At 53.0% G+C, this 25,992-nt stretch carries 25 protein-coding genes and 3 tRNA genes; 17 read left to right on the top strand and 11 right to left on the bottom strand.

Features of this window, described 5'->3' with window-relative positions:
* Positions 1 to 92: 92 nt before the first annotated feature.
* Positions 93 to 836: a YggS family pyridoxal phosphate-dependent enzyme gene (locus HP435_RS18645; protein ID WP_122965465.1), complete on the top strand. Its 744-nt coding sequence runs from the start codon at positions 93 to 95 to the stop codon at positions 834 to 836.
* A 25-nt stretch (positions 837 to 861) separates the two neighbouring features.
* On the opposite strand, the gene HP435_RS18640 is transcribed toward HP435_RS18645, so the two are convergent.
* Positions 862 to 2,292 (bottom strand): MocR-like pyridoxine biosynthesis transcription factor PdxR, encoded by a 1,431-nt coding sequence (locus HP435_RS18640; protein ID WP_173599306.1) that lies wholly within the window; start codon positions 2,290 to 2,292, stop codon positions 862 to 864.
* A gap of 283 nt (positions 2,293 to 2,575) precedes the next feature.
* Between HP435_RS18640 and HP435_RS18635 the strand changes: the two genes are divergently transcribed.
* The 3 genes from HP435_RS18635 to HP435_RS18625 all read left to right on the top strand — a co-directional run bounded on the left by HP435_RS18635 (position 2,576) and on the right by HP435_RS18625 (position 6,652).
* Complete coding sequence (locus tag HP435_RS18635) at positions 2,576 to 4,159, top strand: helix-turn-helix domain-containing protein (protein ID WP_173599305.1); 1,584 nt, start codon at positions 2,576 to 2,578, stop codon at positions 4,157 to 4,159.
* A 143-nt stretch (positions 4,160 to 4,302) separates the two neighbouring features.
* Positions 4,303 to 5,304, top strand: a complete 1,002-nt coding sequence (locus HP435_RS18630) for an ABC transporter substrate-binding protein (RefSeq protein WP_173599304.1) — start codon at positions 4,303 to 4,305, stop codon at positions 5,302 to 5,304.
* A gap of 400 nt (positions 5,305 to 5,704) precedes the next feature.
* Complete coding sequence (locus HP435_RS18625; RefSeq protein ID WP_173597001.1) at positions 5,705 to 6,652, top strand: ABC transporter substrate-binding protein; 948 nt, start codon at positions 5,705 to 5,707, stop codon at positions 6,650 to 6,652.
* A 90-nt stretch (positions 6,653 to 6,742) separates the two neighbouring features.
* Here the strand turns inward: HP435_RS18625 and HP435_RS18620 are convergent, their stop codons facing one another.
* Positions 6,743 to 8,116 carry an MFS transporter gene (locus tag HP435_RS18620; protein ID WP_173599303.1) on the bottom strand — a complete coding sequence of 458 codons (1,374 nt, stop codon included), beginning with the start codon at positions 8,114 to 8,116 and terminating at the stop codon, positions 6,743 to 6,745.
* Positions 8,117 to 8,233: 117 nt separating this feature from the next.
* Here HP435_RS18620 and HP435_RS18615 point away from each other — a divergent pair, with 117 nt between their 5' ends.
* Together HP435_RS18615 and HP435_RS29120 are read left to right on the top strand one after the other, a co-directional pair.
* On the top strand, positions 8,234 to 9,163 hold the full coding sequence (locus tag HP435_RS18615; RefSeq protein WP_173597003.1) for a LysR family transcriptional regulator: 930 nt from the start codon (positions 8,234 to 8,236) through the stop codon (positions 9,161 to 9,163).
* Positions 9,163 to 9,294 (top strand): hypothetical protein, encoded by a 132-nt coding sequence (locus HP435_RS29120; RefSeq protein ID WP_255679099.1) that lies wholly within the window; start codon positions 9,163 to 9,165, stop codon positions 9,292 to 9,294. The genes HP435_RS18615 and HP435_RS29120 overlap by 1 nt, the downstream gene beginning before the upstream one ends.
* A gap of 73 nt (positions 9,295 to 9,367) precedes the next feature.
* Here the strand turns inward: HP435_RS29120 and HP435_RS18610 are convergent, their stop codons facing one another.
* Entirely contained in the window at positions 9,368 to 10,750 is a 1,383-nt protein-coding gene (locus tag HP435_RS18610; protein ID WP_328139757.1) for an MFS transporter, read from the bottom strand.
* Positions 10,751 to 10,896: 146 nt separating this feature from the next.
* Between HP435_RS18610 and HP435_RS18605 the strand changes: the two genes are divergently transcribed.
* From HP435_RS18605 to HP435_RS18590, 4 genes are all read left to right on the top strand, one after another.
* Positions 10,897 to 11,565 carry a helix-turn-helix transcriptional regulator gene (locus HP435_RS18605; RefSeq protein ID WP_122964929.1) on the top strand — a complete coding sequence of 223 codons (669 nt, stop codon included), beginning with the start codon at positions 10,897 to 10,899 and terminating at the stop codon, positions 11,563 to 11,565.
* Positions 11,566 to 11,803: 238 nt separating this feature from the next.
* Positions 11,804 to 11,877, top strand: a tRNA-Gly gene (locus HP435_RS18600).
* Between the two features lie 8 nt (positions 11,878 to 11,885).
* Positions 11,886 to 11,959 (top strand) — tRNA-Met (locus tag HP435_RS18595).
* A 21-nt stretch (positions 11,960 to 11,980) separates the two neighbouring features.
* A tRNA-His gene (locus HP435_RS18590) sits at positions 11,981 to 12,056 on the top strand.
* Positions 12,057 to 12,150: 94 nt separating this feature from the next.
* Here the strand turns inward: HP435_RS18590 and HP435_RS18585 are convergent.
* Together HP435_RS18585 and HP435_RS18580 are read right to left on the bottom strand one after the other, a co-directional pair.
* Positions 12,151 to 12,519 (bottom strand): glyoxalase superfamily protein, encoded by a 369-nt coding sequence (locus tag HP435_RS18585; protein WP_122964930.1) that lies wholly within the window; start codon positions 12,517 to 12,519, stop codon positions 12,151 to 12,153.
* A 197-nt stretch (positions 12,520 to 12,716) separates the two neighbouring features.
* Complete coding sequence (locus tag HP435_RS18580) at positions 12,717 to 13,625, bottom strand: EamA family transporter (RefSeq protein ID WP_122964931.1); 909 nt, start codon at positions 13,623 to 13,625, stop codon at positions 12,717 to 12,719.
* A 262-nt stretch (positions 13,626 to 13,887) separates the two neighbouring features.
* Here HP435_RS18580 and rarD point away from each other — a divergent pair, with 262 nt between their 5' ends.
* Positions 13,888 to 14,796, top strand: a complete 909-nt coding sequence (rarD, locus tag HP435_RS18575) for an EamA family transporter RarD (RefSeq protein WP_173599302.1) — start codon at positions 13,888 to 13,890, stop codon at positions 14,794 to 14,796.
* Between the two features lie 78 nt (positions 14,797 to 14,874).
* On the opposite strand, the gene pdxK is transcribed toward rarD, so the two are convergent.
* Entirely contained in the window at positions 14,875 to 15,687 is an 813-nt protein-coding gene (gene pdxK, locus HP435_RS18570; RefSeq protein ID WP_122964933.1) for a pyridoxine/pyridoxal/pyridoxamine kinase, read from the bottom strand.
* A 171-nt stretch (positions 15,688 to 15,858) separates the two neighbouring features.
* On the bottom strand, positions 15,859 to 16,029 hold the full coding sequence (locus HP435_RS18565; protein WP_167470319.1) for a hypothetical protein: 171 nt from the start codon (positions 16,027 to 16,029) through the stop codon (positions 15,859 to 15,861).
* A 206-nt stretch (positions 16,030 to 16,235) separates the two neighbouring features.
* Here HP435_RS18565 and HP435_RS18560 point away from each other — a divergent pair, with 206 nt between their 5' ends.
* The 3 genes from HP435_RS18560 to HP435_RS18550 are packed head-to-tail and all read left to right on the top strand — an operon-like array spanning position 16,236 to position 19,949.
* A complete protein-coding gene (locus HP435_RS18560) occupies positions 16,236 to 16,937 on the top strand; it encodes an ABC transporter ATP-binding protein (RefSeq protein WP_122964934.1) in 702 nt (233 codons plus the stop codon).
* A gap of 24 nt (positions 16,938 to 16,961) precedes the next feature.
* Complete coding sequence (locus HP435_RS18555) at positions 16,962 to 18,410, top strand: ABC transporter permease (protein WP_122964935.1); 1,449 nt, start codon at positions 16,962 to 16,964, stop codon at positions 18,408 to 18,410.
* A gap of 18 nt (positions 18,411 to 18,428) precedes the next feature.
* Positions 18,429 to 19,949 carry an HlyD family secretion protein gene (locus HP435_RS18550; RefSeq protein WP_173597005.1) on the top strand — a complete coding sequence of 507 codons (1,521 nt, stop codon included), beginning with the start codon at positions 18,429 to 18,431 and terminating at the stop codon, positions 19,947 to 19,949.
* An 85-nt stretch (positions 19,950 to 20,034) separates the two neighbouring features.
* Here the strand turns inward: HP435_RS18550 and HP435_RS18545 are convergent, their stop codons facing one another.
* Both HP435_RS18545 and HP435_RS18540 read right to left on the bottom strand, forming a co-directional pair.
* Positions 20,035 to 20,709: a hypothetical protein gene (locus HP435_RS18545; RefSeq protein ID WP_173599301.1), complete on the bottom strand. Its 675-nt coding sequence runs from the start codon at positions 20,707 to 20,709 to the stop codon at positions 20,035 to 20,037.
* The gene (locus tag HP435_RS18540; protein ID WP_122964938.1) at positions 20,706 to 21,506 is read right to left on the bottom strand and encodes a class I SAM-dependent methyltransferase; all 801 of its coding nucleotides are present in this window, start codon (positions 21,504 to 21,506) and stop codon (positions 20,706 to 20,708) included. Before HP435_RS18540 ends, HP435_RS18545 begins: the two co-directional genes overlap by 4 nt.
* A 196-nt stretch (positions 21,507 to 21,702) precedes the next feature.
* Between HP435_RS18540 and HP435_RS18535 the strand changes: the two genes are divergently transcribed.
* The 3 genes from HP435_RS18535 (at position 21,703) to HP435_RS18525 (ending at position 24,884) form a co-directional block, all read left to right on the top strand.
* Positions 21,703 to 23,748 (top strand): hypothetical protein, encoded by a 2,046-nt coding sequence (locus HP435_RS18535; RefSeq protein WP_173597008.1) that lies wholly within the window; start codon positions 21,703 to 21,705, stop codon positions 23,746 to 23,748.
* A 71-nt stretch (positions 23,749 to 23,819) separates the two neighbouring features.
* Positions 23,820 to 24,017 (top strand): hypothetical protein, encoded by a 198-nt coding sequence (locus tag HP435_RS18530; protein ID WP_173599300.1) that lies wholly within the window; start codon positions 23,820 to 23,822, stop codon positions 24,015 to 24,017.
* A 39-nt stretch (positions 24,018 to 24,056) separates the two neighbouring features.
* Positions 24,057 to 24,884 carry an EcsC family protein gene (locus HP435_RS18525; RefSeq protein WP_173599299.1) on the top strand — a complete coding sequence of 276 codons (828 nt, stop codon included), beginning with the start codon at positions 24,057 to 24,059 and terminating at the stop codon, positions 24,882 to 24,884.
* Here the strand turns inward: HP435_RS18525 and HP435_RS18520 are convergent.
* Positions 24,881 to 25,426 carry a GNAT family N-acetyltransferase gene (locus HP435_RS18520; RefSeq protein WP_173597010.1) on the bottom strand — a complete coding sequence of 182 codons (546 nt, stop codon included), beginning with the start codon at positions 25,424 to 25,426 and terminating at the stop codon, positions 24,881 to 24,883. The two genes, HP435_RS18525 and HP435_RS18520, sit on opposite strands and share 4 nt — an antisense overlap.
* Positions 25,427 to 25,518: 92 nt before the next feature.
* Positions 25,519 to 25,962: a flavodoxin gene (locus HP435_RS18515; RefSeq protein ID WP_063229726.1), complete on the bottom strand. Its 444-nt coding sequence runs from the start codon at positions 25,960 to 25,962 to the stop codon at positions 25,519 to 25,521.
* Positions 25,963 to 25,992: the final 30 nt, after the last annotated feature.

Below are 25,992 nucleotides of genomic sequence, written 5' to 3'. Positions count from 1 at the left end.
CGGCAATCTCGGAAAAGTAGGAGACAGAGGCTACTCTGCCCGGCGTGGGGGAACGCCTCATCCGAATCTTCATCAGAAAGAAGGCAGGGAAGATGGAAAATCTCGTTGCGGAGAATCTGCAAACTGTACGGCAGCAGATGAAAACGGCTTGCCAAGCCTCGGGACGCAAGCTTGAGGACGTGAAGCTGTTGTTGGCGACCAAAACCGTCCCGCTGGAAAAATTGCAATTAGCCATGCAAGCGGGGGAAACGCTGTTTGGAGAAAACAAAGCGCAGGAGCTGCGCGGCAAATTTCCGCTGATGGAGCAGTACAAGCAGGTGGAATGGCATTTTATCGGGCATTTGCAGACGAATAAAGTGAAGGACGTCGTCAAATATGTGACGCTCATCCATTCTGTGGACCGTCTGAAACTGGGGCAAGCTTTGCACCAGCAGCTCCTTAAAGAGAACAAGACGATGAACATACTGGTGCAAATCAACACGTCCTACGAAGAAAGCAAATTTGGTGCGCCACCGGAAGCAGCACTGGAACTGGTCGAGCAATTGGCGCAGTTTGAGACGCTAAACATAAAAGGCTTAATGACCATCGGAAAGCTGAATGCGACAAACGACGAGACCCGCCACTGTTTCCGACTATTAAAAAGGATTCAGACAGAGATCAGGGAGAAAAAGCTGCCGCGAGTCGAAATGGACATCCTGTCGATGGGAATGTCCGGCGATTTCACGGTAGCGATTGAAGAAGGGGCTACGATCATTCGCGTAGGAACGAAAGTGTTCGGCCAACGTTACTTGCCGGACAGTTATTACTGGAATGAACATGCGCGTCAGGACGACTAGGGGAAAACAGGCGGGGATGCTTGCGTCATAAAAGCATCCCCGCTAGACGTTTTATGCCTGCTGCAATGGCTCGTTCGTCTACTTTGGCAAAACCGAGGACAAAACCTTTCCGGTCGCTTTCCAAACAATACTTGCTGAGCGGATAAACCCGGATTCCTTGTTCGAGCGCCAGGTTCGTCGCGGCTTCTTCGGCAAACGATTGCTCGGCTTCAAGAAGCATGTGCAAGCCCGTTTCCACGCCGCTCAGTGTGAACTGTTCGCCAAGCCCCGTCGAGAGAATCGCTTTTGTCATAGCCTCGTGCCTGCGCCGATACACATTGCGAACTCGCCGCATATGGCGCATGAAATGACCGTGTTCGATAAAATGAGCAAGCGTCAATTGCTCCATGATCGGAAGATGGCGGTAGGTTAATTCCTGAACGCGAGCGAGCTGGCGAATGGCCGCTTTGGGACCAACGATGGCCGACAGGCGAATGCCGGGAGCGACCATTTTGGAAAAACTCATCATGTACAGCGTGTTTTGAGGTCGTTGACTGAACAAAGTTGGAAGCGGATCACCGCGATAGCGAAATTCACTGTCGTAATCATCTTCGACAATCCAGAACCGCCGCTCGGCAGCCATGCGCAACAATTGTTGCCTGCGAGGTTCCGACAAAATGACGCCAACCGCACACTGGTGCGACGGCGTAACAAACACAAGCTTGGACGCAGGGGGAACATGGTCGACGCAAAGTCCGTACTCGTCAACCGGAACGGGAACAACTTGCATACGCCGATACTTCATCGCCATCCAGGCAGCAGGGAAGCCGGGATCTTCTACCGAAACCGTCTCTCCTTCTTGCAAAAGCGCTTGCGCGATCAAATCGAGACTGTGCTGTGCGCCAGAGGTTAACAGGATTTGGTCGCTATCCACATGAACGCCCCGTTCGAGCGACAAATAGCGTTGAATTTGCTCCCGCAGCGGCAAAAATCCATAAGGATCGCCGTAAGCCCAACTGTCCAGGCTTGTTTCTGTGGTAGCCTGCAAAAAGGATTGCCGCCAATTTCTTTGAAAATGCTCATCCAAATACGGCTCGTGGGGAGTGAAATCGATCGCTATTTTTGGATTGTCTTTAGCGCCGAACCAACTGTGCAACTGGCCGACCGCATCGTTTAATAAAGGCAACTCGGGCGGAAAAAGCTCCGGGGGCGAAGCCTCCTCTGCCGGACGAGCTGCATAAATCCATTCGCTCACTCTCGTTCCGCCGCGGCGAGAGGTTACCGTGTAACCCCGGCTGTACAGCTCCTCGTAAACGATCTGTATCGTTGAACGGGAAACGCCAACCAATGGAGCAAGCTCGCGGGACGGGAGCAGCAGCTCGCCTGGCGGCCATTTTCCGGTTGTAATGTTATGAATCGCCTGATCCAAAAGTTGCTGCCAGATGGGCCGGGCGTCATCGCGGTTTACTTTTAGCATTTGTTCACCTTCGCGTGTTTGTACTGTTAGTATGGATTGCACGAGATGCTGGTTTATTGCTGAAAAGTGTCAATCCAATAATTGGTATACTAGCACGACAATCTTTGCTTTGGCAACACGGCAAGGCTATAGAAGAAACATAGCCGACTTTCCCCAACAGGAAGATCGGCTTTTGGAAGTTGGAGCCTCAAGCTGCTCCTGCTGGCGTACGTCTTGTGCCGCTCGGGAGTTGTGGTATAACTAGAAAAGAAGAACTGGCAGCGAAAGAGGTGACATTCCTTTTATGGAAGCAACCCTTCACGTTTGGAAAGAAGGCGGCATCATGCAGTGGGAAAGCACGCAGCCGTCCATCGAGATTACGTGCTTTGCGCCTACGATCCTCACTCCCATGACGGGCCGGATTCGCGTGAACGATGGCAAGAAAACGCTACAGCTGGAGTCGATGAGGATGCTGTTTTTGCGTCCGGGCGACTCGGTTACGTTGGTCCGGGACGGGGCGGAACTTCCGGCTGTCTGCCGCATTTGCTTCGAAAGCTATCGGTTGGCCCAGCACGATGACGACACCATTATGTACCGCAATGATCGCAGCGGTTTGCCAGCGAGCGGCTGGATCACCAACAAACTGCCGTATCGGGCAACTGTGCTCGTGAACGAACTCGTGCGTTTGCAGGCGAATCCGTCTGGGCATACGGCAAAAGCGGAGCGGCACCACCACCTTTTCAAAGAGCTGATGCAGCTCGTTTTGCACTATGAGACGACACCTGAGCTGGATTGGGAGCCTTCCATTCACAGGGCGATCACGTATATCGACGAGAACTACCGAAGCCCGATTACCCGTTCCGAGCTGGCGCGTCTGGCCGGGTTTCATACGAGCTATTTTTCCACGATGTTTGCCAAAAAGCTGGGTTGGGGCTATTCCGAATATTTGAATCGTGTACGGATTGACCGGGCTAAAGAGCACTTGCTGGCGTCGACCATGACGATCAACGAGATTGCCCTTGAAGTTGGCTACAGCAACGGCGAATATTTGAGCCGAAAATTCAAGCAGCTGACAGGCATGTCTCCCGGCGAGTTTCGCAGTCGTCCGGCCCCGAAAAAAATCGCGGCCTTTCAATTCGCAGGGGCCTTGCTGGCGCTCGGTGTCACGCCTGTAGCCACAGATGCCGAATTGGTGCGCGGCTCGCTCCTGTTGCAGGAGGAATTGCGCGATGTTCCGATCATCAAAGGAGCGTACGATGACGAACAGCTCGGCAAGCTGAAACCGGATCTCATTTTGGCGCCTACATACTTTTACCATACGCCGGGCCGGATGAAGCAATTGGAGAAGATCGCGCCTGTCCTCGCTCTGGAATGGGCCAAGCTGGACCCTCTGGCGGAAATGCAGCTGATCGGCAAGCTGATTGGCAGAGAATCGGAAGCACAGCAATGGCTGACAAAATATCAGGCACAAGTTGACGAAGCGAGACAAAGTCTGCGCGCATTGATTGACAGAGGGGAGACGGCAGCCGTCTATGAATGGCGTAGCGACGGCATCTTCATTTGGGACAAAACAGCTCGCGGAGCGTTTAACTTGTACGAAGCTCTTGGCATCCGCCCGCCTGAAACTGTGCGCCGCGATGTACTCGTGCCAGGAAAGCATCTTTGGATAACGGAAGACAGGCTGCCCGACTACATGGCAGACCATATGTTTGTGATCGATGCCCGCGACGACCAGAGTGACGAGGGAGAGCATGTATTGGCGAGCATGCATGGAAAGGGACGGGTGTACCGACTGTCCTTGAACGAATTTTGGAGCAGCGGCGGCATGGCATTGGAGCGGCAACTGCGCATCCAGACGAATTGCCTGATCGCTGGTGAGTCGGAGTGAACATTTATCCATAAAAAGCGGCAACATTATGAAATAGACGGCCTGTGGAAAAGCTTGCTATGATGAGTACGGATTTTAATGATAATGATTATCGTTATTGCTTTGATCTTTTCTCATTATGAAGCAAGAAGGGGCTGTGCAGGATGAACAGAACAAACGAGCGAGTATCCCGGCCGCTGATGAAATTGGCCATGTGGCTGCTGGTCATGACGGTGTTGCTGGCTGCATGCGGCGGTACCGCAGGAACAAATCCGCAACCGGAGGGGCAAAAAGACACGGCTGCTGCGTCTGACGAACCGAGCAAGCCAGCCACCCGAAAAATACAGACCGTCAACGGAGAAATCGAAATTCCCGCTGAGCCGAAGCGGATTGTCGCCCAAGGATATTTGGCTACGTTCCTGGCGCTTGGCGTCAAGCCTGTCGGAGCGCCGTTTTGGGATATCGATTCGCCGCACATCAAATCACAGACGGCTGGCATCGAGGATATCGGAACGATTGACGCCGGCAGCGTCGAGAAAATTTTGTCGCTCAATCCCGATCTGATCGTTACGTTGAGCGATGATCCCAAGCTGTATGAGCAGTTGAGCAAAATCGCGCCGACGATCGTCTTCGTCCATACGACCTTCAAAGACTCACGCGATCAAATTCGGGCGTTTGGCGAGATTTTAGGCAAGGAAAAAGAAGCCGAGGCGTGGATTGCCTCCTTCAACGACACCGTTGCCAAAGCCAAACAAAGAATCAAGGGAGTCGTCGACGAAAATGCGACCGTGGCGATCATGGGCGGGTTTGAAAAGCAGCTGGTCGTTTACGGGCAAGGTCTGTGGCGAGGAGCGGAAGCGATGTACAGGCACCTCGGACTGAAACGGCCGCCACAGGTGCAAAAATTCGTCGATGAGGGCAAGGAGAACATGACGATTTCGCTGGAGCAGGTCAAAGAGTTTTCGGGCGACTACCTGTTTGTCGAGTCTGGCAAGCAGGCGGGCCTTGACCCGGAGAGTCCGATCTGGAATACGCTGGACGTCGTCAAAAAAGGGCATGTCTACCAGATGGACACCGATTATTTTTGGCCGTACGACCCGATTGCTGTCCAAGCGCAAATCAATCTGATTGCCGATATGCTCGTGGAGGGCAAGCACAAATTATAAGCGCAACCCGTATTCACACAACCGCATCATAGTTCGCCAATCGGCTCGTGCCTTTTTCCAAAAGGACGGGCCGATTTGGCTATTCTGAAGTGTTTGCTCCCTGATGAGTGCCGCTGTTTCCGGAAGGGCGATCCGCGTCTGTCGCGCCAGAACAGCGGCGTTTTTGGAGAATTGTGCATGTCCCTTTAGGTTTCTGTGTATTTCCAATTGCGAGCGCCCTTGCTACACTAATTGTCGAGAATGATTATCAATTGGACTCGTCATGAAAGTGCTGCTGCTTTGAGGAAGACAAGGCGGGCAGCCATGGCAAAAGAAAGGGATGATCGGCAGCAGGGGAGCAAACGGAAAGCGCAAGGCCAGGTTTTCAATACAGGAATGAAACGATGCTGGAGGAACCGACATGAATAGATGGACAGGAATCATTTTTTCGCTAGTTTTGCTGATGGGAGTGCTGGCTGGCTGCGCTGGAGGGGGAACGGAGCAGACGCCTTCCGCGAGTTCTTCGTCAAAAGGCGAATGGCCAAGGACGATTACCGACGGTGCAGGTCATCAAGTGACGATCAAGGAGCAGCCGAAGCGCATTGCTGTGCTGCATCCTCTGTTCCTTGACTACTTTTTCGCATTGGACGTGCCGCCGATTGCCTCGGGCAGTGCAGAGAGTGCGCTGAAAGAATACGCGACCTTGCAGCCGTATGTGGGCAAGGCGGAGATTATCGATCTGGGCAGCGGCAAAGATTTGAACCTGGAAGCGATCATTGCGGCAAAGCCTGACCTGATTGTCAGCTTCAAAGGCCATGGCGATGCCCAGTACGACGATCTGTCGAAAATCGCGCCCTTCATTCAAATTGACTACAGTGACAAATGGGAAAACGCCACCATGCTGTGCGCACAGGCGATCGGAAAAGAACAATTGGGCGAACAGCTCGTCAAAGATACGAAAGAGAAGATCGCCAAAACAAAAGAGCGGCTGGGCGATCTGAAAACAAAAACGTTTGCCTTGCTGCGGGTGAGCAGCAAAAACGGTTTTACCGCCCAAGGGACGAAAAATACGGTTTACTACAACGAGACAGAAGGATTTGGCCTGAAAAAGCCAGATCAGTACCCGGAAGAGGGGGGCGAGCTTTCCCTGGAAGCCCTTGCGGAAATGAATCCCGACTACATCATCATTCAGCACAAGCTTGACGCTGCCCAAGCAGCCATCCAGGACAAGCAAGGATCGGCTGTATGGAACTCGTTGAAGGCAGTCAAAAACAACCAAGTTTTACTGTTTGATAACTCGTTGAATACAGGCAGCGTGCTGGCGATCCGCCTGGCTGCCGACAACTTTTCCAAGCTGGCGGGGAAATAGGCGAAACAGCCACCGGAAAAGAAAGCCTTGCAAGCGAGATGGAATGAGAAGCGGACCGAAGCAGCTTTGTTTCGGTCCGTTTTCGCATGTTTATGATTCCCCTGGTTGTCCCAAGCTTTTGCGTCGCCCGTTGATGAACAAGAGAGACAAGGCGAGCAGGAAGAGGACGGCTGCAAAAAGTACAACCCCTTTTGCCTGAAGAATGAGGCCGACCAGTAGCGAGGCGAGGATCGTCCCGGCGTAGCGGGCTGTCATGAACAATCCGGTGGCGACGCCAATGATCTCTTTTGGCGTGGAGCGGAACAAGGCGGCCTGCATGCCTACGCTGTTCAGCCCGTTGCTTACGCCAAACGCTGCCAATGCCACACAGACGCTGATCACCGGGGAGGCAGGATTCAACATCGCGAGCCAGACAGCGCCGAAGAGCATCAAGACAGCAGAGACGAGCAAAGCAGGGCGGGGTCCAGACTTGTCGATCCAGCGTCCGGCTAATGGCGACGCGATCAACGACCCCAAGCCAAGGCTTAACATCAAGAGTCCGGTATGCAGCTCGGAGACGTGACGAACGGTTTGCAAATAAACCGGCAGGCCGAAAAATATCGCGTAAAACACGACGTTGACGAGGACAAATTCGCTATGAACCCATGTCATGGCACGGTATTTGGCGAATGCGCGCAAAGGCAGAAACGGTGACGATACCCGCAGCTCGTGACGAATGAAGACCGCCAAGATCACCAGGCCGATTCCGCCGAGAATGACGTTGCCATAAGCGAGAGGCCCGGCCGACTTCGCCTGGAAAAAGCCGATGAGCAAGGCGACAAGCCCCGCTGTGAACAAGGCAATTCCCGGGATGTCCAACAGCGCAATCCATTGGCGCAAGGAAAGCTGCCGGGTTACGGACGTGGACGGCTCGTCGTGCGGAATCATTTTCCACACGAGCAAAAAACTCGCCAAAGCAAACGGAAGGTTGACGAAGAAGATAGAAGGCCAATCCCACCAATGAATGAGCACTCCGCCAATAAAAGGGCCGATGGCAGCCGCCGTGGACTGGAACAAGGATAACACGCCAAGCGCCGTCCCTTGCTTTTCCGTAACATGATGCCGCACGATGGCGATTCCGACTGCCACGACCATGCTCGTGCCAATCGACTGCCCGATGCGACAAACAAGAAGCCAGCCAAACGTGGCGGAGAAGGGGGCAAGCAACGAAGCGATCCCGGCGATGACCAGCCCGACGAGAAAAATGCGTTTTCGCCCAAACATATCGCTGGCCTTGCCCATCACGGGCTGCGCGATTGCGCTCGTTATGTAGAACGAAAACAGAATCCAGGAAACGGTAGCAAAGTCCAAAGCATACACTTGTTGCAGTCTGGCAATGGCAACGGCGATCATCGATGAATTTAGCGGATTCAGCAAGATGCCCAGTCCGACGGCGACCATCAGCCACTTTTGACGAATCTCCATGTTTGTTCCTCCCATACGTTATTGCTGTCATCGTACGGGAAACCCTTCATTTATTCCAACGCATTTGATGCTATACTTTCATTGATTAAAAGGAATGAATGGAAGGGGGATGGCGGCATGGAACTTTTGCAGTTGCAATATTTTCTCACGGTAGCCAGGCTGGAGCATGTGACCGAGGCTGCCCGAAGCCTGCATGTGACGCAATCGTCATTAAGCAAAACGATTCAGCGGCTGGAAGAGGACTTGGGGGCTCCACTATTCGATAGAGTGGGCAGAAGGCTGCGTTTAAACGAGCACGGCAGCCGATTTTTACTCCGGGCTGAGCGGGCTTTGCTGGAACTGGAAGAAGGCAAACGGGAAATTCGCGATTGGACCCAGGCTGAGTACGGAACACTCAAGTTGGCGGTAACCAATGCGAGCACGCTGCCCGGGATTTTGAGTGAATTTCGGAAACAATGGCCGATGATTCACTTTCACGTCCAAATGGTGACTACGCAAGAGATGCTGGCGGCGCTCAGGCGCGGGGAGGCGGACTTTTGCCTGTCGTCTTTTCCGGTACAGGACGACGAAATCCAATGCCAGACATTGTTTCTCGATCCGATTCTCGTCGCTGTGCCCAAAAACCACCGACTGGCTGGACGGCGAAGTGTCGCTTTGGCTGAGCTGCAAGGCGAGTGGTTTGTCGGAGTCAAACGGGGGTATGCCACACGCGACTTGGTGGATGCGGTTTGCCACGAAGCCGGATTTGAGCCTGCCTATGTGTACGAGGGCGATGAACCTGCGAGGCTCGTCACTTTCGTGGAAGCAGGGATCGGCATTGCTTTTATTCCGTGCACAGGGAGGAGCCTGCACGAACAAGTCCACTATTTGCGAATCGAGGATCAGCGGCTGGCACGAGAGATTACGTTGCTATGGCACAAAAGTCGGTATATTTCCCGTGCTGCGCAACATTTTCGCCGCGTCGTGGAAGCGTATTTCGCCGATGTGACCGGAAATGCCGTGCTGTCTTTTTGCCAAGCCGATTCTCCGCCGGACTGCTCTTGCTGATGCCAGTCCAGGTCAAGCAAGCCGAAGCCATGCTGCCAGCCCGAGTGGAGCATGGCTTCGGCTTTTGGAACTTGGACGATGCATTCACCGGCGTCTTGACACTGGAGCAGTTTCCCGCCATGTGGACATGAAAAACCCCGTTTCCTTGCGAACGGCAAGCTTTTGCCAGACGCAGGAAAGCGGGGATTTTTTTGTGGAAAAAGGCTAGGCAGATGTCTGTTTGCTTGGTTGACTTTGCCTGGTTCGCGCATTCGCCACCAAACTGAGCAAAATCAGCGCGAGGTTAAAGGCCATGGCGATTGTAACTCCTGCGGCCATGGACATTCCGGCGGTTTGGCTCATGGCGACTACGGCTCCGCCGATCCCGACCGCCACGCCGGGGGTAAAGGAGTCCGCGAATTGCAGGTTGCCAGATACTTGACCAGCTTCCCCTTCCCTGACCAGAGTGAAGGCGACTGTTCCGCTTACGGTATGCGCCAATCCGATGCCGATCCCGATGATGACTTCCCCGATCACCGCCATCGCAATCGTCAGGGATGGCACCCACAGCATGACGCCGATCCCGACAAGCATCAGCAAAATCCCGAGCGTGATTCGCTTCGAGCGTCCGCGACCTTGATCGGCTGCGTCCCAGCGAGCCTGCAAAATCGCCACGATGCACCAGCTGAACGCCGCGCTTGCCACGATCAGCCCCGCTTTGTCCGGAGCAAGCCCTTTCGTTTTTGTCAAAGCGAGCACGAGAAAATTTTGCGTGCAGACATAGGCGGCGAAAAAGAGTCCGCGGGAAGCGAGCAGAGCCGACAAGCCAGTTTGAAAAGTAAAGGTTCCTGAGGGCAGCAGCTTGCGGAGAGGTTGAACCATCAAAGCGAGGCCCACGATGATGAGCGCGACTCCCCATGCTTGCGGCAGCATGCCAAGTCCGCTCAAAAACAGCCCGGTTCCGACCGCGAGCAGCACAGACAGGCCGACCACGCCGGATTCGTCTTTCGCTGGAACAGCGGGGATCGTCAGCTTGCGGAAGGCAGGCAGCGTGAGAAGCACGGCAAGAAGCATGAAAGGCAGCACGCCCCAAAAGACGAATCGCCACGAAAAGTGTTCGGCAATCAATCCGGCTACATAGGGCCCGAGCATGGAGGGGAGCACGTAAGCAGTGCCTAGTGAACCCAATATTTTGGCGCGAAGTTCATCGGGATAACTCAGCGAGATGGCCGTGTACATGCAAGTGTACATGGCTCCCGCACCGAAGCCTTGCAAGACGCGCGAACCGATCATGACGTACATGTTGGAAGCGATGGCGGCTGCGACGAGTCCGAGCGCGAACAAAGCGACAGCGATGGTGAAAAGCAGGGCAGGCCCTTTTCGGTCAATCTGACGGCCGACCACGAGCGTACCGACAATTTGCGCCAGCAAATAAGCGCTGAATATCCAGCCGAACAAATGAATCCCTTGCAAATCGCCAGCAATGACCGGAGCGACTGTTGTGACGGCCAATCCTTCGAAACCGATCGCCATCGCTGACAAAATGATCCCAATCGATAAAGCAAGATAACGCGGGCCAAAAATGCTTTGTGCAGACAAGCTGGTCACCTTCCTTCGCGGATTGTAAACAGAGCGGCCAAGTATCCGGATACTTTGTAAAGAAATTTCTTTAATTAACAAATTATACCTGTGCTTTGACTTTGTCAATATTTTTCTTTATAATCTAGACAGTCCGAATTTTGAAGGTGATGGGATTGAAAAAGTCGAACACAAATGCAAAAGACGGGGCAGAAAGAACGAGGCGGTCGATCATCAATCTGCTCAAGCAAAACGGCGCCATGGACGCCAATCAGCTGGCGAGCGAGCTGGGGGTGACCGCCATGGCGGTGCGGCAGCATTTATACGACCTGCAAGAGCAAAGGCTCGTCACTTTTTCCGAGGAACCGCGCTCAATGGGCCGACCGGCCAAAATGTGGGCGTTGACCTCTGAGGCAAACCGCCTGTTTCCGGACGGCTATGCCGATTTGACTGTCAGCTTGATCGAATCGATGAAGGAAGCTTTCGGCGAGGAAGGCTTGGAGAAGCTGATTGAAATTCGCAACCGCAAGCAAGTGCTGGACTATCAGAGCAAGGCGCCGCTTAGCTTGCCGTTGCAGGAAAAATTGCTTGCTTTGGCCAAATCGCGGACGGATGAAGGCTATATGGCAGAGATCATTGCCAACGAAGACGGCTCGTTTTATTTTGTCGAGAAGCACTGTCCGATCTGCGAGGCGGCAAGGGCCTGTTCCGGCTTGTGCAACAAGGAACTGGAGATGTTTCAGGCCGTGCTCGGCGCTGGCTTGACGATAACGCGGGACGAACATATTTTGGCTGGGCATAATCGCTGTGTGTACCGGATCGTTCCTCAGGCCGATTCTGTCTGAATGTTTCGGCACAGCTTGCTGTGCGCTGTTGCTCCACAGGACTCGTAACAAAAGCGGGCTTGGCTACGGGTTACGGGTCTTGCGGGTCTATTTTCGCTATTCTTGACTTTAATTTCACGTGTGTTACAATAAAATGCAGAAAAGAACCTCTGGGCGCAAAGATGAGCCAGAAGTTCGCAAAGCCACTTGCGCTGGCGAGTAGGTCGCAGAAGCGTGCGAGTGGACGTGCCTTTGTTTTGCGGGTGTAGTTCAATGGTAGAACTCCAGCCTTCCAAGCTGGTCGCGTGGGTTCGATTCCCATCACCCGCTCCATAGCGTTTGGCGGTGTAGCTCAGCTGGTTAGAGCGTTCGGTTCATACCCGAAAGGTCGGGGGTTCGATTCCCTCCGCCGCTACCTGATCTGATTGTGTCCATGGCGGTCGTGGCGAAGGGGTTAACGCACCGGATTGTGGCTCCGGCACTCGTGGGTTCAAGTCCCATCGATCGCCCCATACAGCAAAAGGGAAAAGCCCAGCAGGTTCTTGCACGAGCCTGGCTGGGCTTTTTTGTGTTCTCGTCTTTTCGCGGGAAACAGCTTCTCCCAGCTTACGGAAAAGGATGCGGCTGGAAAAAGTGAATCCGGTTGCCAAAAGGGTCTGTCACAGACACTTCATGCGTTCCCCATGACGTCTTTTCCAAACCCGGCCGGGCGTATTTGTACGACTTGCCAGCCAGTGTCTGGTGAAGCAGCTCGATGTCCTCGACCTGCACGCGGATCGCCGCACCCGGGCACGCATCTCCGTGATGCTCAGTCAGATGCAGCACGCAGTCAGGCGAGGAGACTTGCATGTACAGCGGAAAATTGTCCTCATAGCGATGCTCCCAATCGACCTGAAATCCGAGAAAGTCGACGTAAAATTCCTTCGCTTTTGCTTCGTCAAAAATGCGAAAAATCGGCATAACGGCAAGCGTCATCTTTTCACAAGCCTCCTTCATGTAGGAATCGCAATCTCTTCATACCATTCCATGCGACCACCCCGATTTCCTATCAGCTAGAAAAGAGAGAGAACTGTTAACCGCAAGCGCTCACATCCCCGTTCATGCAAAACGTCGAGACGTGTTTCACAGAAAAAAGCGTGCCGAGTCCCCGGTGGACTGACACGCTTTTTCGGTTACATTCCTTTTTTCTCCAGGACATGTGACGGAGCAAACAGTTTGCGCCATTTGATTTGCGGCACGCAGATGGCAGCCAGGATCATCAGAACGCCGCTCCACTGGGAGAGAGTAACTGTTTCATGCAACACGAAGCTGGACAAGAGAACGACCGTCGGCAATTCGACTGCGCTCAAAATCGTCGCAAGCCCGTTGCCGATCCGGGGTACGCCTACAGCCAGACAAAAGATCGGGATGACGGAGCCGAATACAGCGACCAGCAAGCCGAGCGGCAGCAGACCTTCCAGCAGGCGTCCGTTGAGCAAAAACGTTGGCGGATAGACGATGGACAACATGACGGCAGCCATGCTGATCGTAATCGCGCTGCGCAAGTAAGGATTCATGCCGGGCAGGACGCGGCCGCTGAAGAAAATGACCAGGGCAAAGGTAGCGCCAGACAGCAGTCCGTAAATCAGGCCAGTGACGCTCACGTTTTGCAAGCCGCCTTCGCTAAGCCCGCTGGCGAGCACCGTTCCGCCTCCCAGCATGAGCAGCGAAACCCATTTGGCAGCTGACGGCCACTTGCGATCGACCACAGATTCGAGCAAAACCCCGATCCAGGTGAATTGGAACAACAGGACGATCGCGAGCGAAGCAGACACGCGGCTGACAGCCTGATGGTAAAAAATGCTGGTAGAAGCCATCATCAGACTGACAGGCGCGAGGATCAGCAAGTATTTGAACTGGAATCGTTCCCGCGAGAAGAACAAGGCCGCCACAATCATGATCAAGCCGCCGAAAACCAGTTGACTTCCGCTCATTTCATAGGGAGTGAAGCCCAGGGCAAATGCGTGTTTCATGAACAGCGACAACACGCCATAGCTGCATGCGCCAAACAAAACGAACAGAACAGAACGCCAGTATGTCATAGGTAAAAATTCCTTTCTTATGACTAAACTCGGTTGAATAATGCCTATTGTACACCAGTAAGAAAAATGGTACAATGAAAAATTTAGCTTTGCTTTATTGTGTTACTGAGGTAATCAACTATCTAGGTAACTCACTACTATGGTAGCGAAGGAAAGTATCTGAAACGCTTATATTGAGCATGAATACATAGCCGTTTGGCGGCAATTCCGGTACACTACTCTATATGTGTGGCACATGGCAAACTCGGTGGAGGCAGAAAAAATGAAACAGGGGATCTTTTATGCGGTTGCGGCGTATTTTGCATGGGGTTTGCTCCCTCTGTACTGGAAGCTGTTTCAGTCAATGGGTGCATGGGAAATCCTCGCTCACCGCATCGTCTGGTCCGTTCTTTTTGTCGCAATCATTATTCAGGTAACGAAACGCTGGAAGACGATGTGGGGCTCGGTAACCGGGGGGAAGATGTTCGCGGCTCTTGCCATTTGTTCGCTTCTGATCAGTGCGAACTGGCTGATTTACATTTGGGCGGTCAATAACAACCAGATCATGCAAACAAGCCTCGGCTATTACATGAACCCGTTGTTTACCGTGTTGCTCGGCGTCATCTTTTTAAAAGAAAAAATGCACGCAGGGCAGTGGGTTGCGCTCATTCTGGCAGCCTGTGGCGTCCTGTTTGTCACCTTTCAATACGGCGAAGTTCCGTGGATCGCGCTCTCTTTAGCCGTGACGTTCGCATTTTACGGTCTGGCGAAAAAGCTCGTAAAGCAAGAAGCGATGATCGGGCTTGCCTGGGAGACTTTGTTTGTCGCTCCAATCGCTCTCGGCTATTTGCTTATGCTCCAGGCGAACGGAACGGAGACGATCGCGACTCTCGCCTGGTGGCAAATGTTGCTGCTTGCGCTCGCAGGAGTTGCGACTGCGATGCCGCTGTACTGGTTTGCGCAGGCTGCCGTGCGCTTGCCGCTGTCGATTGTCGGCTTCATCCAGTATTTGTCTCCGACGATTTCTTTGCTCACGGCCGTCTTCCTTTATAAAGAACCGTTTACAACCACGCATTTGATCAGTTTTGCCTGCATCTGGTCTGCGCTGATCATTTTTACCGCAAGCTCGATGCGCAAAAAACCGGCCGCTGCTCCGATCAAACAGGAAGTGGCGATCAAAAAGCAGGCGTGAACGTGAACGAAAAAAACTCCTGACCAGTTCCGAGGCATATGCTTCGTCCGGTCAGGAGTTTTTTGTTTGCGCAAAAGCTTAGGCTTGCTGTTTGCGGCGATACGCGCCATGGTCGGTTGGACCGACGTACTGATTGAGGGCAAAGGAGTGGCGAATCGCTTCTGTAATGAAATCTTTCGCGACAGCAACGGCTCCGCGCACGGAGTTGCCTTTTGCCAGCTCGGCACAAATCGCAGCCGAGAATGTGCAGCCTGCTCCGTGTGTAAACGTAGTGTCAATGCGCTCGGACTCAAGCACTTCAACGGATTGGCCGTCATAGAAAACGTCGACGGCATGGCCGCCTTCCAGCTTGGTGCCGCCTTTTACGACAACGTAAGCGGTGCCGAAGTCATGAATGCGTTTTGCCGCTTCTTTCATATCATCAACGCTTTTCAGCGCGCCCATCTCACTGAGGATGCCCGCCTCGAACAAGTTCGGGGTTGCCACAGTCGCACGCGGAAGCAGAACTTCACGCAAGCTGATGGCGATTTCCGGGTGGAGCGCTTCAGCGCCTTTACAGATCATCACCGGGTCAACGACAACGTTTTTCAATTGGTATTGTTCTATTTTGCGGCTAGCAAGCTCTACCAGTTCGGTTGTACCGAGCATGCCCGTTTTTGCTGCGTCTACGCCGATTCCGGCCAGTACCGTCTCGATCTGCTTTTCGAGGATGGCCACATCGATCGGAAACACTTCATGGTTCCAGTTGTTGTGCGGGTCTTGGGCCACGATGACAGTAAGCGCTGTCAATCCGAATACGCCAAGCTCCTGAAACGTTTTGAGGTCTGCTTGTTGTCCAGCTCCGCCGCTGGTATCGGAGCCTGCAATCGTGAGTGCTTTTTTCATGGTCATTTTGATTATCTCCCTTATGTGCAGCAGCGAAGTGAATGCAGATCTTTACTGTCATGCACTGTAATGTCTCCCTCTATATTAAGAGGAAAAAAACGGCGATGTCAATAATATCTCCACAAATAAAAAACCGCTTCCCCGAGATGAGGAGCGGTTGCAGATGTGTGTATGCAATTAATTGGAAGCAGCGTGGTGGAAGGAAAAGCTGATTGGCGTGGACAGAGTGCGGGAGCGCTTGGTAGCGAGCTGTTTGGCTTGCTTCGCTGCTTCAAACATGCTTGGTGCCTTGATGATTTCCACCCATCTGCGCGTTGCGGTTTCAAATAAAAAGCGGTAGATTGTCATCGGTCATCGACCCTCCGTGTTTTCTTCACTCTCTTATTGTAGTACGGATTTGGCAGCAGTTGGTTACGCGTTTGTTACATGATTTTGAAGATCTTGCATCTTTTTTGTAACAAAACAAGGGAAAAATTGTTTTTCAAAAAGCCGTTACGTTTTGAACGTTTTTGCGTCTTTAGTATGAGAAATGAACGAATGAGGTGCTGTAAAAGATGGCCAACACAAAAGGAGAGCTGACAGTAACCGGGGTCAATCACAGCTACGGAACAGGGAAACTCAGGGTGCCCGTACTGTTTGATATTAACCTGCACATCAACCGCGGCGAGTTTGTGGCTCTGTGCGGTTCGTCCGGTTCAGGGAAGTCCACACTGCTGAATCTGCTCGCGGGCCTGACCAAGCCGGAAGAAGGAAGCGTGACGGTAAGCGGAGAGGAGATCTCCAAGTTTAGCGAAAACCAGTTATGTCTGTTTCGGCGCAAAAACATGGGCTTCATTTTCCAGTCGTACAATTTGCTGCCCAACCTGACTGCGCTGGAAAACGTGGAGCTTCCGCTGATCTTCGCGGGCGAAAGCGTCAAGAAGCGTCGGGCGAAAGCGACGGAGATTTTGAATCGCGTCGGGCTGGATGGGCGGATTCATCACCGTCCAAACGAGCTGAGCGGTGGTCAGCAGCAGCGTGTCAGTATTGCGAGAGCGCTGGTCAACCAGCCGGATATCATTTTGGCTGACGAACCGACGGGGAACCTCGATTCGAAGACGGAGCAAGAAATCCTTCATCTTATGAGGGAAATGAACAAGGAAAATGGGACTACGTTCATCATCGTTACCCATGAGCAGGAAGTAGCAGAACAGTCCGACCGCGTGATTTACTTGCAAGACGGCCGGGTTGTACAAAAAAGGACGAGACCAGCGTAGGCGAGGGTATGAGGTGAACATATTGTGAAGGTAATAGATTCGTTTCGCATCGTCTGGAGAAATCTGTGGCGAATGAAGCTGCGGACGGCTCTGACGTCCGTCGGTGTAATGATCGGAACGGCGGCCATTGTCGCCATGATGGCGCTCAGTCTGGGCCTGAAGGAAAGCGCTGTGAAAAGCTTGGAAAACTTCGGGAACCTGACGGAAATGGACGTCGAGCCGATGTATTACAATCAGGAAAAGGACGAGCCGATCCCGGATGACCAGCGCAAGAGGCTGAACATGGAAGCCGTGCAAGAACTGAAAAAGATCCCGGGAATCGCCAGCGTCATGCCCGTCAAGCGGCTGAACGAGCAGGCGAAGCTCAAAGTAGGCAGGCGCGAGGGCTACGTGGAGCTGGTAGGGGTAGACGTGAATGAATCGGCTGCCTACCGGAAAAACGATGTGGAAAAAGGGAACTATTTGACAGGCTCTCCGCAGGAAGTTGTTGTGGCATACGATGTTCCAAGAGAAATGCGCGATGTGGAAAAAGAAAAACGCGAGGCGCGCAGACGAAATTCCGGAGGCGGCAGGCAGTCCGACATGCCGCCGGATATGATGGGCGGCGGTGGCGAGGGAGCAGCCTTCAACATCGTCGACAAAGCGGCCACACTCGTTTTGACGCGGGAATACCGCATCGACGACGAACCGAAGTTTGAGAAAAAAGAACTGCGGGTGAGAGTCGTCGGACAGTTGCGCAAATCGGAAAACTTCCGATACTCCAGCGCTGTGTACGTGCCGCTCAGTGTCGTCAAAGAGCTGAACGATTGGGTCAACCGCAGCCGGGGCAACGAGAGCGATGAAGGCTCACCGCGCCGTACGCGCGAGCAAGCGAAGAAAGACACGTTCGAATTTGACCAGATGACCGTCAAGGTGGAATCGCGCGAGCAGGTAGAGAGCGTCGTCAAAGCCTTGAAAGAAAAAGGCTACGAAGTCTGGTCGCCAGCGCGCGAGCTGGAAACGATCAACAAATTTTTCTTCGTGATTCAGATGGTCTTGGGCGGTATCGCGGCGATCTCCTTGCTGGTAGCCACGATCGGGATCGTCAATACGATGATCATGTCGATTTTGGAGCGAACGAAAGAAATCGGCATCATGAAAGTGATTGGCGCAACGGTATTCAACATTCGCTGGCTGTTCCTGATGGAGTCGGGCTTTATCGGTCTGATCGGTGGATTGGCCGGGCTTGGCATGGCCTGGGGCGCTGTAGAACTGGTGAATTATTTCGGAGCCTCGGGCGGCATCATGGACAGTTTGAACATGGGGTATGGCGGAGGCGGACCGGAAGGCGAACCGAGCAAATTGGCAGTCATTCCAGCCTGGCTGGCACTGTTTGCCATCGGCTTCTCCTTTGTTATCGGTTTGCTCGCAGGGATTTTCCCGGCTATTCGGGCTTCCCGTTTAAGCGCACTTCAAGCGATTCGATCAGAATAAGAAATGTGGGGAACGAAGATGAACAAGAAAAAATGGATCATACTGGCAGCAATCGTGGTCGTTCTGGGAGGGGGCGGCTACGGTGGCTACGCATACTACCAGTCGCAAAACACGGTGGCAGAAGAACCGCCGGCAGAAGAGCCTTCCTTCCCGACGGCTGTCGTAGATGTAGGGGAAGTGAAGAAAACGATTTTCTCTTCCGGGACCGTGGAAGCAAAAGCGCGTGAGGAAGTCCGGTCCGAGAGCAGCGGCAAGGTGCAGAAACTGCTCGTGAAAGAAGGACAAGCGGTGAAAAAAGGCGACGTGCTGTTTACCGTAGACAGCATGGACGCCCAGCTTGAATTGCAAAAGCTGGAGCTGGGGATCACCCGCTCGCAAAAAGAGTTGAGTGAGCTGAAAAACAAGAAAGACCGGATTGTCTCCAACAAAGCCGGGAAGGTGAAAGAGCTGCTCGTGAAAGAAGGAGACTCGGTTACTCCTGACACGGTTGTAGCGAAGCTGGTCAACACCGACAATTTGAAAATTGTCGGGAAGTTTACGGCGTTTGAAGCGGATCAGTTCCGCGTCGGCCAGCCTGTGAAGGTGTTTGTCACCGCCTCCCTCTATTATGTGGATGGAGTGGTGACGAAGGTCGACAAGATCGGGAAAAAGGAAAAAGGCGTGGGTGGCGTTCACGACGTCGAAGTGCTGGTCAAGAAGCCGGGTGCACTCTACGCAGGAGATATCGGGCAAGTTCAGTACACAGACCCTAAAGGGGTGCTGTACATGAGTCAGCAAGCCACTCCGTTTGAATTGTCGGATGAAATGGAGATTTTGGCCGGAACGCATGGCAAGATCGGAAAAGTGGAGATTGACAAGGAAGACGAAGTCAAAAGCGGACAGCTTTTGTTCAAAATGGATTTGACCGATTCCGAGCTGGAACTGAAAGACAAAGAGCTTTCCTTGAAAGAAGCGCTGCTGAACCTGGAGCAGAAAAAGCGGGAAATCGCCAAAAAGCAAGTGGAAGCGCCGATCAGCGGGGTCATCACGAAGCTGAATGTCAAAGAAGGCGAAACCCCTGGTTCTGAGCCAGTTGCCGTTATTATGGATACTTCCTCTGTTTACTTTGTAGCTGCGGTAGATGAGATGGATATTCCAGCGATCAAGCTCGGCCAAAGCGTAGATGTTTACTTGAATGCTTTTGGCAACAAGCCGTTCAAAGGGAAAGTCACCGAGCTTCCGAAAGAAGGGACAAAAGAGGACAAGTCTGTTCGCTTCGCCGTCAAGGTGGAGTTGAGCGAGGCTGCCGATATGAAGCACGGCATGACGGGTGATTGCGATATTTACGTCGGGCAAAAAGACAACGTGAAGCGATTGCCGCTGAATGCCGTTGAGGTCATGGAAGCAGGACATGCAACCGTCATGGTCAAAGACCCGTCGTCTGGAGAGCCGACACCGAAAGAAATTGAGATCGGACTGGAAGGCGCGGACTTTGTAGAGATTGTCAATGGCCTGAATGAAGGCGAAGAAGTATTGATGATGAATCCGGAAGGCATGTAAGAATTACAGCACGAGCATGCAACGAGAAAAGACAACAGCCTTGTGTACCCGTCTTGCAAACGGATCGCGTTGGCTGTTGTCTTTTTTAGCGATAGCGGGTCAATGAAAGTCTCTCGCAGACGTTTGAGGTCAAGCTTTTCAAAGGATGAGCCACCAGCTGGCCTGTCTCGCGGCTGAACTGCTCAACTGCCGGACCCATGGACAGCTGCGCCGCTGCCAAGGCTATACCAGGGCGGGCAAGTTGAAGGTGATGGAGCGCTTCCTTTATTTTGGCGCAGTATGCTTCTTGTCTGTTTGCCATCAGCAGGTCAAACGAATTTTCGATGATGTGAAGCTCGATTGCGGGATCGCTCCCGGCTGCTTGCGCGTAGCTCCGCAAGCGGTTCATGGTCGGCTCGACTGTGGCCGGGTTGCTGAACAAAAGCAGCTTCGCACCGGGATCAAGCGACAGCTCCTGAAGAAGCGGGCCGTCTATGGTGAAAATGGGAACCGCGAAGCTGGCCTCGTCTTCTGGGGTTAGGTAAGAAGCGTACTGGGTGCAGGTGATGATCACGGCGTCTGCCGAACATTGACTCATCCACTGCAAATGGTCGCGCAGTTTCGCGTGCGCCTGCTCAATTGCAAGGGCAACAGCTCCTGTGCTTTGCAAAAGAATGCCCGGATCGACGAAATGAACAAGTTCGACGTCGAGCGCGGCGAAGGCATCGGCTAAAAGCGCAATATTCGAATGGTGCGCGTGCAAGCAGGCAATTCGCTTCATCGGCTGGCATCCGGCTGCAAAGAGGTTGGCGTGGCTTCCTTGCGGGCGATGAAGCGCAGTCGCTTGTAGTCCATGACCCAGCTGCCAGCGTGGAAAAGCGCCGGGCGCAGCAGCTCCGTCACCTCTTCGCGGATGTCCGTCCTCGCTTGCGCGGACAGTCCCGCGAAAAAAGGGCTGCAAAAGGAATCCAGCCAATGCTGTAATCCCTGATCGCCATCTGGCAGGGTGGTTGGTCTGTCGAAGTGGGAGGCCAGTGTGACGCGGAAGCCCTGCTTTTCCAAAAGGGCAGTGTACTCGCCGATGCTTGGAAAATACCAGGGAGAGCGCTCATCTGCCGAAATATTGTGCCGACTCAATGCGATCCGCAAAGCTTGGAGGATGTATTCGCAGTTGCCTTTTCCGCCAAGCTCGGCAACGAAGCGTCCGCCGGGAACGAGCAGCTGCCAGACAGACTGAATCACTTCCTGCGGCTTTTTCATCCAGTGCAGCGCCGCATTGGAAAAAACAGCGTCATACAGCTCGTTTGATTGATAGGAGTGGGCATCGGCTACGGAAAAGGCAATCTGTGGATATTTTTGTTTGGCTGTCTCGATCATGCTTGCGGAAAAGTCGATGCCTGTCACCTTGGCGCCAGCCTCTACCAGTTGCGCGCTCAAATCCCCGGTGCCGCAGCCTACATCGAGAATGTTTTCGCCGGGCACGGGGGAAAGCCACTCCAAAAGTCCTTTGCCATAAGCGGACACAAAACTCATCTTGTCATCGTAGAGCTTGGCATTCCATTGATTCGTGAGACTCATCTGTCTCCCTCCTTTTCTCTTGTTTTACCAGTTTTATAGGTATAAATCAAATCTATAAAAATGATCAAACGAATAGTTTTTACCTATGTGCATGGCGCGGAATTTTTTCAAACGGCACAGGAAACTAGGCTCATTTTGTCGAAGAAAGACGAGTGGAAACACTACAGCGAATGCAAAGAAAGGTAGAGAATATTCCGTGAAAAAATGGGTTGTAAAAGCACTTCTTGTGTGTCTGGCTACTGGCACCTTTTTGTCGGGAGTATCGGCTCCGCCAGCCATGGGAGCAGGGGCTGCAACATCTATGAAGAAAAACAGCCAAGTAGCAAAGCCCGTTTCGCAGCCTGTTCACAATATGATTATCTTTAACGACTATCAAGTGGCTGGCCAGGATTCAGGAGGGTGGAACTGGGTAAAAAATGACGAATTTATCCTTCCGCCAGATACTCCTCTCGATATCGACCTGCTGCAAACGACGTATGGTAGCGGCACGAACCTCAATAAAAGCGAGGTGATGCTTGACGGTGTTGCCATGCCGGAGTACCAGGCCGAACAGCAGTCTTCGCAAAGCACGTTCCGTTGGCAAGTTCCCCGCTTTTCCATTCCGGCTGCCAAATTGACGGCTGGCCTGCATACACTCACGTTTGTCGTATCAGATGCCAAAGGGCAGAAAAGCACCGTGCATGTGCGCTTTCAAGTAGAAGCGCAAAACTACCCGAGCGTTTTTGAAGGGGAGAAGGCTGAGGGCGAGGAAGTTCCAGCCGGCCGTCAGACAGTTATTTTCGGCATGATGGGCTCTACGAATTTTGCCAGCACGGTTCCGGGAACGTGGAAAATGACCAACAAAGCAACAGGTGCCGAGCTTAAAGCGGTACCGGGAACCGTTTTTGCGACGGGAACGCTGGCAAATGGAGAATACGATCTCGTGTTCACTCCCGATGACATGAGCATGAGCATCTGGACGACAAATATTCGCGTCGGCATGGCGGAACTGTACATGGGAACGGACGCCAATGGTCAAAAGCTCTCGCAAGGCCAGCAAATCTCTGCCCCTGCGGCTCCGGGAGTGGTTCCGCTGTATTCTCCCGTTGCCGGACGCTGGTCGGCGAATGGGACAGGACAGACTTTGACCGACTCCCAGCATTTCGAGGTGGCGATTCCGGAAATGATGGCGGGAATGACGATGACGGTCACTTTTGAGCCGAATCAGACAACCAATCCTGACAACATCTGGGGCAGCTCAGCAACGGAAGTAAAAATTCAGGTTCCCGGTGCGCCCAACTCGTGTGATTCAGCGAGTGCAACTGCGACGATGGATGTGCTGATGCAGCAAAATGCGCAATCCTCGATGATGGTCGAGCGGGAAAATTTGTCCTCGTCCGATATTACCGTGAAGCTTTACCAAAGACCTGTACATGTGATCTGGCTGGCGACAGCGGCGGAGCATGTGGAGCATGGCAGTGAAGCGTCAGACGACGAAGGGCCGGGCTTCTGGGCCGTTGACAACGTGGTGGTGGATGAATCGAAGCTGAACTGGGATCATACAGCGCTCCTGCTGTCCAGCTACAAGCCAGGCCGGCTCAAGGTGAACTATTACAGCAAGCGGGAGCCTCGCCAGTCGTGGTGCGGCTATATTCAAGTAATTGAAGATGTCCGGCCAATCCCGGCTGTCCCCGCCTGCGACAAGGATGAATCAGGCTTGGCTCCTACCCAATCGCCGCTGCTGTTGATCAACAATCGCGGCAAGGAATATCGCGACGGGCAGACCATTTCAGTCAATTCCTTGGCAGAGCTGGACAATGACAGAGAGCTGCGGCTAAAAGCTACGTACGCAAAACGCAGCGGAAACAAAAAGCTGCGGGATGGAACGGGGCGCAACGGCACGGCTTACTACATGCCGAACCTCGTCTGGACGTACGGAGAGACGCCAGTTGGCTCCAATCAGACGACTGTTGGAGCGACGATTTCATCCGACAACACGGTTCAAGTGTTTTATGAAGGACAGGAAATCGCGCTTTTCGAGTCAGACCCGGATGATGAATACGAAGATGAGGGAATGTCATCCCTCGATTTGCGGCAAATTATCGAGGACAACGACGGAAAAGCAGGCGTCTACACAATCAAGGTGACCAACCATCTTACGTACAAGACTTGCTCGCTTGTGCTAAAAGACAAAAAATACGTGAAAGACTTGAACGTCCAGGAACGAAATGAAACCATGTCTCTGAAAGTAGAAGTGAAATAAGCAAACGTCCCCCTTGCAATTGGCAGGGGGGTTTTTGTTGGGAAAAGTGCTCAAAGGGGAGGGCAAGCGAGATGACCAGTGAACAGATCGCCATTCTGAAACAGTTCGGTTTTTGCATCGAAGGGGAGCAAGTGAAACATTTGAAGCTGGGAATCGTAACAGACAGTAAGGAATTTGTACGCTTTTCCACGCCTGAGCAGTTGCGGGAGCATATCAAACAGCTGCTTCGCAATCAGTGTTTATGGAAGCAAAAGCGCGGCGAGCAATAGAAACAGAAGAGCGGAAAGGTGTGGGAGGGATTGGGACAGATGGAGTCGAGAGCATATTTGCAGCAGGAGCTGGCAGCGGTAGAAGCATGGGAGAAAGATCAAAACGACTTGTGGTTTTGGGAAAAGCTGGGCAGGCTTCCTTTCGTCTGGCTGGATAAAATAACGCCCAATTTCGTCAGGGATAAGCTGGGAACGGCAGTAGACGAGATGGCGGCATTTCTTGAAACGGGAGGGACGTATCTCGTTTCGGATGCGGCGATTTACAGCAAGTTCGCTCAGCGGCTTGAGCAGGAGCAATCCGGTTCGAGGCAGCCGCGAGCAGAAGAGGTCGCAGGAGCGCCGCTTGTGCTCATGGATGAAGTGGCTCTTAATCTGAAAGAGTCGCGGGCGACTTTTGCCACGGTGCAAGGTGCGACGACGGGGATCGGCGGAATTTTTACATTGGCTATCGACATTCCGTTGCTTTTGGGCACCTCGTTGAAAGTATTGCAAGAAATGGCCCTCTGCTACGGATATCGGCCAGAAGAAAAGCGAGAGCGCCTGTTCGTGGTCAAGTGTCTTCAATTTGCTTCCTCGGATATTGTCGGGAAAAAAGCGATTTTGGCTGAGCTTTCCCGGTTTGACGAGCCAGCTGCGCAGAAAGACGTCATCGCGCAATTGCAAGGCTGGCGGGAGGTCGTCGTGACGTACACCGAAAATTTCGGGTGGAAAAAGCTGTTTCAGCTGGTACCGATTGCGGGTATTTTGTTCGGAGCGTACTTGAATCGTTCAACCGTACAGGATGTCGCCGAAGCGGGGAGAATGCTTTACCGCAAGCGGCGAATCCTGGAGCGATTGCGGGCACAAGAAACAGCGCAGCGTGATTAAGCCAGGTCTTCGGCTGTCAGCGCGAAAATCAGATGATCTTCCCACACGCCGTTGATCTGCAAGTAGTGCAAGGACAACCCTTCCTTGCGAAAACCGTTTTTCTCCAAAACGCGAATAGAGGCCGTATTGCGAGGCATGACAGCGGCTTGCACGCGGTGCAAACCGGCTTCTTGAAAGGCGAAAGCGAGAGCGAGCCTGACGGCGGCTGTCGTGTAGCCTTTTTGGTTGCAGCTTTGATCCATGAAGTAACCGATGGTTGCGTTTTGCCAGGCGCCGCGTACGACGTTTGACAGGGCAACACGGCCGATCATGTCGTCCGTTTCGCGCAGAAAGACGCCAAAAGCGTAGCCTGTGCCAGCGGCAAAGTCTTTTTCCGCCTGGGCGATTTGTTCCTGTTGGCCCGTGAGCGTCAAAAAGGAAGACGACCGAATCGGTTCAAAAGGTTGCAAAAAAGCATGATTACGCAGCCGAAGCTCAAGAAGCTCGGCTGCGTCGTCCATGCCCAGAGGTCGCAGATAGACCGTTTCTGTATGTAGCGTCATGATATCAATCCTCCCTGGAAAAAGTCGGATCGACATTGTACCATGACTTGATTTAAGTGGAAAGGCTTTTTCTTTTCAGCGGCCTTCTGGTCTTAGCCCAGCAATTCGGAGAAAGAAACGCCAAACGCCTTGCAGGTTTCCACTTCTTTCGCTGTAGGGGACAGCTCGATTTTCAAGCCTTCAAGTGGTGTTTCCGCACCGCGCTCGCTCGCTTTTTTCAAGAGAGTATCTACGGCAGCGCCAACGTGCTCGTAAGCGGAATCGCAGGAACCGAATGCGACTACTTTTTTGCCAGTCAGATCGATGTCGTCCATCTCTTCGTAGAAGTCCAGGCACTCGTCCGGAAGATCGCCGTCGCCCCAAGTGTAAGCGCCGAGCAGGATGCCATCGTAGTCCTCAAGTTCCTTGGCTGTTGCGTCCATCACTTCTTTTATCTCCAGCTCTTTTCCTGTGGATCGAATACCCTCAGCAATCGCTTCAGCAATCTCTTGTGTGTTTCCAGTCATGCTTGCGTAAACCATCAAAATGCGGCTCATAAGGTTGAAACCCTCCAAATAAGATAATGA

It is taken from the genome of Brevibacillus sp. HD3.3A (assembly GCF_013284375.2).
Lineage (GTDB): Bacteria > Bacillota > Bacilli > Brevibacillales > Brevibacillaceae > Brevibacillus > Brevibacillus parabrevis.
The sequence above is the reverse complement of the archived record's forward strand: the minus strand, read 5'-3'. Positions and strand labels throughout refer to the sequence as shown.

Bases quoted from the DNA above. Each gene is read 5' to 3' on its own strand.
- HP435_RS18525 (WP_173599299.1), top strand. From the start codon at position 24,057: ATGGAGTCGAGAGCATATTTGCAGCAGGAGCTGGCAGCGGTAGAAGCA.
- HP435_RS18520 (WP_173597010.1), bottom strand. From the start codon at position 25,426: ATGACGCTACATACAGAAACGGTCTATCTGCGACCTCTGGGCATGGAC.
- HP435_RS18620 (WP_173599303.1), bottom strand. From the start codon at position 8,116: ATGGAGATTCGTCAAAAGTGGCTGATGGTCGCCGTCGGACTGGGCATC.
- HP435_RS18585 (WP_122964930.1), bottom strand. From the start codon at position 12,519: ATGACGCTTGCCGTTATGCCGATTTTTCGCATTTTTGACGAAGCAAAA.
- HP435_RS18625 (WP_173597001.1), top strand. From the start codon at position 5,705: ATGAATAGATGGACAGGAATCATTTTTTCGCTAGTTTTGCTGATGGGA.
- HP435_RS18640 (WP_173599306.1), bottom strand. From the start codon at position 2,292: ATGCTAAAAGTAAACCGCGATGACGCCCGGCCCATCTGGCAGCAACTT.
- HP435_RS18645 (WP_122965465.1), top strand. From the start codon at position 93: ATGGAAAATCTCGTTGCGGAGAATCTGCAAACTGTACGGCAGCAGATG.
- HP435_RS18635 (WP_173599305.1), top strand. From the start codon at position 2,576: ATGGAAGCAACCCTTCACGTTTGGAAAGAAGGCGGCATCATGCAGTGG.
- HP435_RS18515 (WP_063229726.1), bottom strand. From the start codon at position 25,962: ATGAGCCGCATTTTGATGGTTTACGCAAGCATGACTGGAAACACACAA.
- HP435_RS18545 (WP_173599301.1), bottom strand. From the start codon at position 20,709: ATGAAGCGAATTGCCTGCTTGCACGCGCACCATTCGAATATTGCGCTT.
- pdxK (WP_122964933.1), bottom strand. From the start codon at position 15,687: ATGACCATGAAAAAAGCACTCACGATTGCAGGCTCCGATACCAGCGGC.
- HP435_RS18540 (WP_122964938.1), bottom strand. From the start codon at position 21,506: ATGAGTCTCACGAATCAATGGAATGCCAAGCTCTACGATGACAAGATG.
- HP435_RS18560 (WP_122964934.1), top strand. From the start codon at position 16,236: ATGGCCAACACAAAAGGAGAGCTGACAGTAACCGGGGTCAATCACAGC.
- HP435_RS29120 (WP_255679099.1), top strand. From the start codon at position 9,163: ATGCCAGTCCAGGTCAAGCAAGCCGAAGCCATGCTGCCAGCCCGAGTG.
- HP435_RS18580 (WP_122964931.1), bottom strand. From the start codon at position 13,625: ATGACATACTGGCGTTCTGTTCTGTTCGTTTTGTTTGGCGCATGCAGC.
- HP435_RS18550 (WP_173597005.1), top strand. From the start codon at position 18,429: ATGAACAAGAAAAAATGGATCATACTGGCAGCAATCGTGGTCGTTCTG.
- rarD (WP_173599302.1), top strand. From the start codon at position 13,888: ATGAAACAGGGGATCTTTTATGCGGTTGCGGCGTATTTTGCATGGGGT.
- HP435_RS18630 (WP_173599304.1), top strand. From the start codon at position 4,303: ATGAACAGAACAAACGAGCGAGTATCCCGGCCGCTGATGAAATTGGCC.
- HP435_RS18565 (WP_167470319.1), bottom strand. From the start codon at position 16,029: ATGACAATCTACCGCTTTTTATTTGAAACCGCAACGCGCAGATGGGTG.
- HP435_RS18615 (WP_173597003.1), top strand. From the start codon at position 8,234: ATGGAACTTTTGCAGTTGCAATATTTTCTCACGGTAGCCAGGCTGGAG.
- HP435_RS18530 (WP_173599300.1), top strand. From the start codon at position 23,820: ATGACCAGTGAACAGATCGCCATTCTGAAACAGTTCGGTTTTTGCATC.